Below are 9,528 nucleotides of genomic sequence, written 5' to 3'. Positions count from 1 at the left end.
GGCTTGCTCGCGAAAGCGGTGTGTCAGTTGACGAAGAGGCCACTGGCAAAACGCTTTCGCGAGCAAGCCCGCTCCCACAGGTTTTGTGGATCAACGCAGCGCGTAATCCAGCACAATCCCGACGAAAATCGCCAACCCGGCCCAGTGGTTGTGCAAAAACGCCTTGAAGCAACGCATCCGGTCGCGATCACGGGTGTACCAGAACTCCCACGCATAGCATCCAGCGGCCACCAACAGGCCGAGATGGAACCAGATGCCCAGCTCGAACTTCGACCCGGCCAGCAACAGGCAGCCCAGCGACAGCGCCTGCAACGTCAGGATGATCACCCGATCCGCATCGCCGAACAGAATCGCCGTGGATTTCACGCCGATCTTCAGGTCGTCGTCACGATCGGTCATCGCGTAATAGGTGTCGTAACCCACCGTCCACAGCAGATTGGCGATCCACAGCAGCCAGGCGGCGGCGGGCACGGCGCCGGTTTCGGCGGTGAATGCCATCGGCATGCCCCACGAGAACGCTGCGCCCAATACCACTTGCGGGTAATAGGTGTAGCGCTTCATGAACGGGTAGGTGAATGCCAGCGCCAGGCCGCCCAGCGACAGCCAGATGGTCGGCGCATTGGTGCACAGCACCAGCAGGAAGCTCACGCCCATCAGCAGCGCGAAGAACACCAGCGCCTCTTTCGAACTGATCTTGCCGCTGGCCAGCGGTCGTTGCGCGGTGCGTTTAACGTGGCCGTCGACCTTGCGATCGGCCCAGTCGTTGATCACACAGCCACCGGCGCGGGTCAGCACCACACCGAGGACGAAAATCACAATGTTGGCCAGCGACGGCGAGCCCTTACCGGCAATCCATAGCGCCCACAGCGTCGGCCACAGCAGCAAGTAAATGCCGATCGGCTTGTCCATGCGCGTCAGCTGAATGAAATCCCAGGCGCGCGGGTTCAAGCGGTTCAGGGATTTGAGCAGGCTCTGGTACATCAGCAGTTCTCCGGATGGGCGCGGGCGGCGCTCCACAACGTCGGCAGGAAAATCTCCGCCACCAGTACGCTCAAGGCGCCACGGTCGAAACGCGAGCGCCGGCCCCACAGCTCGGGCGCGCGGCAGGCTGGCGGCAACCAGTCTTGCGGGTAGTGACAGACCTCGATGGCGCGGCGCTGGAAGGCGTGGTCGCAAAACAGCAGTTCGCCCAGCGAGCGGCTGCCCAGTTCGTCCATGTGCAGGCCGTCGCCTTGCAGGGCGGCGCGTGACGCCACGCTACGGGCGAACACCCAGGCCTCGCCGTAACCGCGCAGATACACCTCGCGCACCCAGCCTTCGCTGCCTTCGGCCAGATCCAGCGCCGCGCATTCGTCGCTGCGCAAAGTGTCCCAGCCTTCGAACAACGGTGTGACGCTGAAGCCGTCATTCGACAGCCGCGTCAGGCGGCGGGTCAGCGAGCCTTCGTCGAACAACCAGTTCAGGGTCAACGAATCGGGAAGGGACGTCAGTCGGCTTTGAGTCAGCCAGAGCGGGGTCGGGCAGGCATTTGAATGTTGCACAATGAGTCATTATTGGCCGCAAATGAGGCGGCGAGCTTAACATGGCGTGCTGCGAATTTGATGGATCCGGGGCGCCGTTGCGCCGAACAGGCTTGCATCTGCCCGGCACCCTCAGTACAAAACGCCCTGAGCCGGATGGCAGCGCTCCCACCATCGACCGTCCGCGCCGACAAAAGCCTGAATCCTGAGGAAGTACCTGAATGAAAAAGTGGCAATGCATCGTCTGCGGCCTGATCTACAACGAAGCTGACGGTTGGCCGGATGACGGCATCGCGCCGGGCACCCTGTGGCAGGACGTGCCGGAAGACTGGCTGTGCCCGGACTGCGGCGTGGGCAAGTCGGACTTCGAAATGATCGAAATCAACTGAGAAAAACCAAGGAGTAAGGCATGAACGCACCTGTCGTAATCGTCGGCACCGGGCTTGCGGGTTACAACCTGGCCCGGGAGTTTCGCAAACTCGATGGCGAAACCCCGCTGCTGCTGATTACCGCCGATGACGGGCGCTCTTACTCCAAGCCGATGCTCTCCACCTGTTTCGGCAAGAACAAGGACGCCGATGGCCTGAGCATGGCCGAACCCGGCGCCATGGCCGAGCAATTGAAGGCCGAAGTGCGCACCCACACGCGCATCAGCGGCATCGACGCCGGCCACAAGCGCCTGTGGATCGGCGAAGAAGCGGTGTACTACCGCGATCTGATCCTCGCCTGGGGTGCGGAAACCGTGCGAGTGCCGATCGAAGGTGACGGTGCTGATCTGGTGTTCCCGATCAACGATCTCGAAGATTACGCGCGCTTTCGTGCAGCCGCTGCGGGCAAGCGCCGCGTGTTGCTGCTGGGCGCCGGGCTGATCGGCTGTGAATTCGCCAACGACCTGATCCTCGGCGGCTACGAGGTGCAACTGGTGGCGCCGTGCGAGCAAGTGATGCCGATGCTGCTGCACCCGGCCGCTGCGGCCGCCGTGCAGGCCGGGCTGGAAAGCCTGGGCGCGCGTTTTCACCTCGGCCCGGTGCTGACCCGCCTGCAAAAAGTCGCAGACGGGCTGGAAGCGCATCTGTCCGACGGGCAGGTGATTGCCTGCGATGTGGTGGTGTCGGCCATCGGCCTGCGCCCGCGCATCGATCTGGCCGCGGCGGCCGGGGTGCAGGTCAATCGCGGTGTCGTAGTCGACCGGTATCTGAAGACGTCCCACGCCAATATTTACGCCTTGGGCGACTGTGCCGAGGTCGATGGGCTGAATTTGTTGTACGTGATGCCCCTCATGAGCTGTGCGCGTGCGCTGGCACAAACCCTGGCCGGCAATCCGACGGCCGTGAGTTACGGCCCGATGCCGATCACGGTGAAAACTCCGGTGTGCCCGTTGGTCGTTTCGCCACCGCCACGGGGCAGCGAAGGCGTCTGGACCGTTGAAGGGCAGGGCGCCGACATCAAGGCCCTGTGCCACAGTGCCGATGGTCAGTTGCTCGGCTATGCACTGACCGGTGCGGCGGTGATGGAAAAACTTGCTCTGAACAAACAGCTTCCGCCCCTGCTGGCGTAAATACCGGTCGTTCTGTCGGAATCACCCCGCTTTTGCCCCTACAAAGGTCGCGGGGAGACTGGCGCCGCCGGTATCCGCGTGCCATCCTCACTCCCGTCTGCCGCAGAGTAGAGCCTGCGGCGCCTTGGGCGCTGTTCCAACGAGAACAGCACGGACATAACAACAAAAAACCGTCAAAGGGGCTTCACTAATGCGTAAACCAGAACTCGCCGCTGCAATCGCTGAAAAAGCGGATCTGACCAAAGAACAGGCCAACCGCGTTCTCAACGCCGTCCTCGAAGAAATCACCGGCGCTCTGCACCGCAAGGACAGCGTCACGCTGGTGGGCTTCGGCACCTTCCTGCAACGCCACCGCGGCGCCCGCACCGGCAAGAACCCGCAAACCGGTGAGCCGGTGAAGATCAAGGCCAGCAACACCGTGGCATTCAAGCCAGGCAAGTCGTTGAAAGACAGCGTCAATCCTTAAATTGCGGCGAACTCCCTGAGTAGCGGGGAGAACTGCAATAAAAAATGGGCACACCGATTGCGGTCGGGTGCCCATTTTTTGTGCCTGCCAATCGGCTTATTGACGCCGGAAGCAGGCCTTGCCGTTGCCGAAATCCACGGCCAGGCAGTTCGGCTCGATTGCCAGTTGCAGATCCTGAAACAGGCCGGACAAATCGCTGTTCGACGCCGGTTTGGTATCGCTTTTCAGCGTCACGGTGTTGTTCTGCACCTGCCAGGTGCCCTTGGCAAAACCGTTAGCGCTGCCATATGCCACGCCTGCGTCAAACGTGCCGTCCTTGCGCAGCAGCAATTCGGCGCCCATTTCCATTGCACCGGTCAGATAGTAATGACCGTCCAGTGGCGGGGTGTCCGCTGACGCTTGAGTTGTTGGCAACCAAATAAGTGCTGCGAAAAATATGGCTTTCAATTCCATGAGGTAAAGCTCCTTGGCGGCTCCGGGCTCGGGAGCCGAATGAGATGCAGGCTTCGGACCGTGGCTCAACAGTCAGCCGGTCTGGTTGACATTGCCGGGCGAAAAGAATTTACCAAGGCAAGCTGGCAACGTGGGAAATAAAACGATGTAAGAATTATCCCTGACATTTGTCAGAGTATTTTCGGCGTGGAAGTGTTGCGTAAGTGGTGGATATGACTGTTGGATCGCACTTCGATAATTATTGAGTTGGCACTGAAGTACAGCATTCACGAGATGAATAAAGTTTCAGAAAAATGAATTGCCATCAAATTGATGGCACTTTTTTTGTTGAGCGTTGTCGCCGCTGAATTGTTTGTAATTCCAGCGGGTTCTCGGAAAAATCCTACTTCTATTTTTTTCGAGAGTTGTCATGCTGGCCCCCGTGTAATAGGACGGATGTTCGACGCGATTCGCGCAGGCTGGATCGGGCCGCTCTGGATCAAGGGTTCTGAGGGCGCAGGGCAAATGTTCACAATATAATTCGCCATCAGGGATTCCCCTGCCACATATAGGGCGATCTCCTACACGGCCCAATGAACACTTCGTCTTGTTGTTTAATCAGATGCTTGCTAGTGGCCATCATAGTGATTACGATGCGCCCACTTGAAAGAGCACATCTCAATTGGATGAGTCGCTTCACTGCTCTTCGATACTGTCCCGCGCCGCGGCAACTCCAATAGGCGCATGACTGTAATCCTAATTAAAGGCCATGGATGTCCTACTCAAGCAAACTTTCCGCCCATTACCTCGAACTCGCAAAAGTCTCTGTTTCCAAAGAGAATTTCGCGGGTGAAGACGTTCGTTTTTCGAGCGAATTCGAGGCGCTGGAAAGCGAGCTGGCCAAAGCCTCGTCGATGCACGAAAGCGGGCAGATCGACTGGCTGAAAATCCGTGAAAACAGCGAAAATCTGCTGCGTACCCAATCCAAGGATTTACGCGTCGGCGCCTGACTGACCTGGTCGTTGTACCAGCGTGAATCCTTCCCCGGGCTGCTGGCCGGCCTCGGTCTGCTGCACCATCTGTCGGAAAACCACTGGGCCGACGTTCACCCGCTCAAACCGCGCACCCGTGCCGCCGCCATCGGCTGGCTGGTGCCGCGTCTGGAGCAGGTACTCACTGAAAACATCGCGATCAAGGAACAGCTGCCGATGTTTCGGCAGTTGTCCGAGCATCTGGCCGGGCTCGATGCCGCGTGCACCGAGCACCTGGGCGACGACGCTCCGCTGTTGCTGCCGCTCTCGCGTCGCCTGAAAACCATGATCCAGCGTGCCGCCGACAATCAGCCGGCCCCCGGTGTGGTGGGTGCAGCAGTGGCGCAGGTCAAGCAGGCCGCGAGCCAGTTGCTGACCCCCGGCGCACCGATCGATAACGAAAAAGATGCCTACAAGGCTTTGCGCGCGCAGCAGGAAAGCGCGCGTCCGTTGTGTGCCTGGTGGCTCAAGCAGAAGGCCACCGACCTGCGCGCCCTGCGCCTGAACCGCACTTTGCTCTGGCTGCCGATCGACGCGGTGCCCGAACGCAACGCTGAGCAGATCACCGTGCTGCGCGGTCTGCCGGTGGACAAACTCAAGCAGTATCAGGATCGCTTCGATCAGGGCAAATACGCCGACCTGCTGGTGGAACTGGAGGCGAGCCTGGCGAAGGCGCCGTTCTGGTTCGATGGCCAGAGGATGGTCTGGGAATGTCTCCAGAACCTCAACGCCGAGATGGCAATGCGCGAAGTGGAAATCCACTTCGCGCTTTTGGTTCAGCGCCTGCCCGGCATCATCGAATGTCGTTTCCATGACGGCGCGCCGTTTGCCGATCCGTCCACCCGGGCGTGGATCGCCGGCAATGTCATGCCGCACCTGCAGAGCGCCAGCGCGCCGCGCAAGGTCGAAACCGACGACGTCGAAACCCAGCCCGCCTGGGAAAAGGCCCTGCAGGACGTGCTGCCGCTGCTGCGCAAAGAAGGCCTCAAGCCTGCCGTGCAAATCCTCAAGCAGGGGCTGCAGTCGGCCCACGGTGGCCGCGAGCGGTTCTTCTGGCAGTTCGCCCTCGCCCGGCTGTGCTTCATGGCCAAGAAGTACGAACTGGCCAAGAACCAGCTCGAAACCCTCGATCAGACATTACAGGACTCAGGCCTGCACGCCTGGGAGCCCGATCTTGCATTGGAAGTGCTGCACCTGCTGCACAGTTGCTGCGAGTTGTTGCCGCAGAACCATGCAGTGCGTGAACGCAAGGAAGAGATTTATCGCAGGCTGTGCCACCTCGATCTCGAAGTGGTACTCGAATAGGCCCCAGGGCCACAACCGCAAGGAGAAAAGCCATGGCCAAAGAAGGCTCGGTAGCCCCCAAGGAACGCATCAACGTCACCTTCAAACCCGCCACCGGCGGTGCTCAGGAAGAGATTGAACTGCCGCTGAAGCTGCTGGCAATCGGTGACTACACCCACCGCAAGGACGATCGCAAAATCGAAGATCGCAAGCCGATCAGCATCGACAAGATGACCTTCGACGAAGTGTTGGCCAAGCAAGAGCTGGGTCTGACGCTGAGCGTGCCGAACCGTCTGCAGGAAGATGGCGAGGCCGACGAGCTGGCTGTGCAACTGCGCGTCAATTCGATGAAGGACTTCAACCCGGCCAGCCTGGTCGAGCAAGTGCCTGAGCTGAAAAAACTGATGGAACTGCGCGATGCGCTGGTGGCCCTCAAAGGCCCGCTGGGTAACGCACCTGCGTTCCGTAAAGCGATCGAAGGCGTGCTCGCCGACGACGAATCCCGCGGTCGCGTACTCGGTGAGCTGGGCCTGAACGCCGCAGCCCCGGACGCCTGAGACTCCAGCCAAGGAAGCCAACACAATGAGCACTAGCGCAGCACAAGAGAAGAGCGCCGAAAGCGGCGAATACAGCATTCTCGACAGCATCATCGCCGAAACCCGTCTGACTCCGGACGACGAAGCCTACGACATCGCCAAGCGTGGCGTGTCGGCGTTCATCGAAGAACTGCTCAAGCCGCAGAACAACGGTGAACCGGTCAAGAAGGCCATGGTTGACCGCATGATCGCCGAGATCGATGCCAAGCTCAGCCGTCAGATGGACGAGATCCTGCACCACCCGGATTTCCAGGCACTGGAATCGTCGTGGCGTGGCCTGCAGTTGCTGGTGGACCGCACCAACTTCCGCGAAAACATCAAGATCGAAATCCTCAACGTCTCCAAAGAAGACCTGCTGGACGATTTCGAAGACTCGCCGGAAGTCATGCAGTCGGGCCTGTACAAGCACATCTACACCGCTGAATACGGCCAGTTCGGTGGTCAGCCGGTGGGCGCGATCATCGCCAACTACTTCATGTCCCCAAGCTCGCCGGACGTGAAACTGATGCAGTACGTGGCCAGCGTTTCGTGCATGTCCCACGCGCCGTTCATCGCTGCCGCCGGCCCGAAATTCTTCGGTCTGGAAAGCTTCACCGGCCTGCCGGATCTGAAAGATCTGAAAGACCACTTCGAAGGCCCGCAATTCGCCAAATGGCAGAGCTTCCGTACTTCGGAAGACTCCCGTTACGTTGGTCTGACCGTGCCGCGTTTCCTGCTGCGCAACCCGTACGATCCGGAAGAAAACCCGGTGAAATCGTTCGTGTACAAGGAAACCGTTGCCAACAGCCACGAGCACTACCTGTGGGGCAACACCGCGTTCGCGTTCGGCACCAAGCTGACCGACAGCTTCGCCAAATTCCGCTGGTGCCCGAACATCATCGGCCCACAGAGCGGTGGCGCGGTTGAAGATCTGCCGTTGCACCACTTCGAAAGCATGGGCGAAATCGAAACCAAGATCCCGACCGAGGTTCTGGTCTCCGACCGTCGTGAATACGAACTGGCCGAAGAAGGCTTCATCTCCCTGACCATGCGCAAAGGTTCCGACAACGCGGCGTTCTTCTCCGCCAGCTCGGTGCAGAAGCCGAAGTTCTTCGGCATCAGCGCAGAAGGCAAGGCGGCAGAGCTGAACTACAAGCTCGGCACCCAACTGCCGTACATGATGATCGTCAACCGCCTGGCTCACTACTTGAAAGTGCTGCAGCGCGAGCAACTCGGTTCGTGGAAAGAGCGTACCGACCTCGAGCTGGAACTGAACAAGTGGATCCGTCAGTACGTCGCCGACCAGGAAAACCCGAGCGCCGAAGTGCGTGGCCGTCGTCCGCTGCGCGCTGCGCAAGTGATCGTCAGCGACGTTGAAGGCGAGCCGGGCTGGTACCGCGTGAGCTTGAACGTGCGTCCGCACTTCAAGTACATGGGTGCCGATTTCACCCTGTCGCTGGTTGGCAAGCTGGACAAAGAGTAAGAGCGACTCATGGACGGATACGGCAGCCTGTTCGAGCGCCTCAACGGCGACGCGCAACTACGCAAGGGCAACAGCCTTGAGGCTTGTGCCATGGCGTCAGTGGCTGCCCATCTGGCCAAAATGCTCAGCACCCGGGCCGGCAGCGTGCAAACGCTGGCCGACTACGGGTTGCCCGATCTCAATGACATGCGTCTGAGCCTGCACGACTCCCTGAGTCAGGCCCGTCTGGCCATCGAAAACTTCATCGAAGCCTACGAGCCGCGCCTGAGCAATGTGCGTGTCATTTCCCTGCCGCGTGACCACGACCAGTTGCGGCTGGCCTTCAGCATCGAAGGCCTGCTGGAAGTCGAGGGTTTCAAGCGTCAGGTCAGTTTTTCCGCGCGCCTGGATGGCAGCGGTCAAGTGAAGGTCACCTAAGGAGATTCCCGATGTCTGGCAAACCCGCAGCACGCGTATCCGACCCCACCGCTTGCCCACTTCCTGGCCACGGTACCAACCCGATCGCCGCCGGTTCCGGCGACGTGTTCTTCGACGGCCTCGCGGCCGCCCGCCAAGGCGATGCCTCGGCGTGTGGTGGTGCGTTGGTTGGCGATCTGGCGACCACGGTTTTGATCAATGGCAAACCAGCTGCGACCGTAGGTTCGGTTGGTTCTCACGGCAATAAAGTCACGGCAGGTTCCGGGACGGTGATTATCGGTAATTCGCACTCGCCGGCGCCGTTTGTGCCGCCGTTACCGGTGGAGATCAAATGGCCGTTTAACGAGCACTACGTCATCAATTGTCAGGACTCCGGGAAGCCCCTGGCGGGAGTGGCATACAGTTTCAAAACCGCCTCGGGGAAAGTTATCAGTGGCGTCACGGGAGCCGACGGGAAGACGCAAAAAATCTCGTCCTCTGTAGCGGAGTCCTATGAGTTGATTATTGAACAGCAATCTGAAGTCGTAATTGGATAAAAGGATTTTGTTATGGCGGATACGAAAATAGCATCAAGTCTGACGCCGGCCAGTAACCAAACTGGTAAGTCTGCAGCTGTCCGTCAATTCAAAATCACAGGGCGGCGGCGAAAACTGAGTGCAACACCTGACCTTTCCGGTACGGTGCTGTCCCTATGTCTTATTCCGAACTCAGCGTTGAAGAGCGCGCCACCATTCAAATCGGTCATGCCCAAGGTTTCAGCCT

At 59.7% G+C, this 9,528-nt stretch carries 11 protein-coding genes and 1 pseudogene; 9 read left to right on the top strand and 3 right to left on the bottom strand.

Translation table 11 applies throughout. The features are described 5' to 3' along the window. Nucleotides 1–90: 90 nt before the first annotated feature. Both ubiA and QMX91_RS25630 read right to left on the bottom strand, forming a co-directional pair. Complete coding sequence (ubiA, locus tag QMX91_RS25635; RefSeq protein ID WP_134785017.1) at nucleotides 91–981, bottom strand: 4-hydroxybenzoate octaprenyltransferase; 891 nt, start codon at nucleotides 979–981, stop codon at nucleotides 91–93. Then, nucleotides 981–1,541 (bottom strand): chorismate lyase, encoded by a 561-nt coding sequence (locus QMX91_RS25630; protein WP_134785016.1) that lies wholly within the window; start codon nucleotides 1,539–1,541, stop codon nucleotides 981–983. Before QMX91_RS25630 ends, ubiA begins: the two co-directional genes overlap by 1 nt. 200 nt (nucleotides 1,542–1,741) lie before the next feature. On the opposite strand from QMX91_RS25630, the gene QMX91_RS25625 reads away from it, so the two are divergent. The 3 genes from QMX91_RS25625 (at nucleotide 1,742) to QMX91_RS25615 (ending at nucleotide 3,544) form a co-directional block, all read left to right on the top strand. Beyond that, nucleotides 1,742–1,909, top strand: a complete 168-nt coding sequence (locus QMX91_RS25625; protein WP_003229600.1) for a rubredoxin — start codon at nucleotides 1,742–1,744, stop codon at nucleotides 1,907–1,909. A gap of 20 nt (nucleotides 1,910–1,929) precedes the next feature. Next, nucleotides 1,930–3,078: an FAD-dependent oxidoreductase gene (locus QMX91_RS25620; RefSeq protein ID WP_282413562.1), complete on the top strand. Its 1,149-nt coding sequence runs from the start codon at nucleotides 1,930–1,932 to the stop codon at nucleotides 3,076–3,078. A gap of 190 nt (nucleotides 3,079–3,268) precedes the next feature. After that, complete coding sequence (locus QMX91_RS25615; protein WP_003213368.1) at nucleotides 3,269–3,544, top strand: HU family DNA-binding protein; 276 nt, start codon at nucleotides 3,269–3,271, stop codon at nucleotides 3,542–3,544. 96 nt (nucleotides 3,545–3,640) lie between these two features. Here the strand turns inward: QMX91_RS25615 and QMX91_RS25610 are convergent, their stop codons facing one another. Then, nucleotides 3,641–3,997 carry a hypothetical protein gene (locus QMX91_RS25610; RefSeq protein ID WP_098966314.1) on the bottom strand — a complete coding sequence of 119 codons (357 nt, stop codon included), beginning with the start codon at nucleotides 3,995–3,997 and terminating at the stop codon, nucleotides 3,641–3,643. Between the two features lie 752 nt (nucleotides 3,998–4,749). Here QMX91_RS25610 and tssA point away from each other — a divergent pair. The 6 genes and pseudogenes from tssA to QMX91_RS25580 form a co-directional block, all read left to right on the top strand. After that, nucleotides 4,750–6,312: pseudogene (gene tssA, locus QMX91_RS25605) on the top strand (type VI secretion system protein TssA). 32 nt (nucleotides 6,313–6,344) lie between these two features. Beyond that, entirely contained in the window at nucleotides 6,345–6,848 is a 504-nt protein-coding gene (gene tssB / locus QMX91_RS25600; RefSeq protein ID WP_003229587.1) for a type VI secretion system contractile sheath small subunit, read from the top strand. Between the two features lie 25 nt (nucleotides 6,849–6,873). Beyond that, nucleotides 6,874–8,349 carry a type VI secretion system contractile sheath large subunit gene (tssC, locus tag QMX91_RS25595; RefSeq protein WP_003229584.1) on the top strand — a complete coding sequence of 492 codons (1,476 nt, stop codon included), beginning with the start codon at nucleotides 6,874–6,876 and terminating at the stop codon, nucleotides 8,347–8,349. Nucleotides 8,350–8,358: 9 nt separating this feature from the next. After that, a complete protein-coding gene (gene tssE / locus QMX91_RS25590) occupies nucleotides 8,359–8,766 on the top strand; it encodes a type VI secretion system baseplate subunit TssE (protein WP_007920274.1) in 408 nt (135 codons plus the stop codon). Between the two features lie 11 nt (nucleotides 8,767–8,777). Then, on the top strand, nucleotides 8,778–9,302 hold the full coding sequence (locus tag QMX91_RS25585) for a PAAR domain-containing protein (protein ID WP_223007035.1): 525 nt from the start codon (nucleotides 8,778–8,780) through the stop codon (nucleotides 9,300–9,302). Between the two features lie 155 nt (nucleotides 9,303–9,457). Then, nucleotides 9,458–9,528: helix-turn-helix domain-containing protein (locus QMX91_RS25580; protein WP_146469857.1), on the top strand; the 71-nt coding region annotated here is incomplete at its 3' end.

This window comes from Pseudomonas sp. PS01299 (assembly GCF_029960145.1).
GTDB lineage: Bacteria > Pseudomonadota > Gammaproteobacteria > Pseudomonadales > Pseudomonadaceae > Aquipseudomonas > Aquipseudomonas putida_A.
The sequence above is the reverse complement of the archived record's forward strand: the minus strand, read 5'-3'. Positions and strand labels throughout refer to the sequence as shown.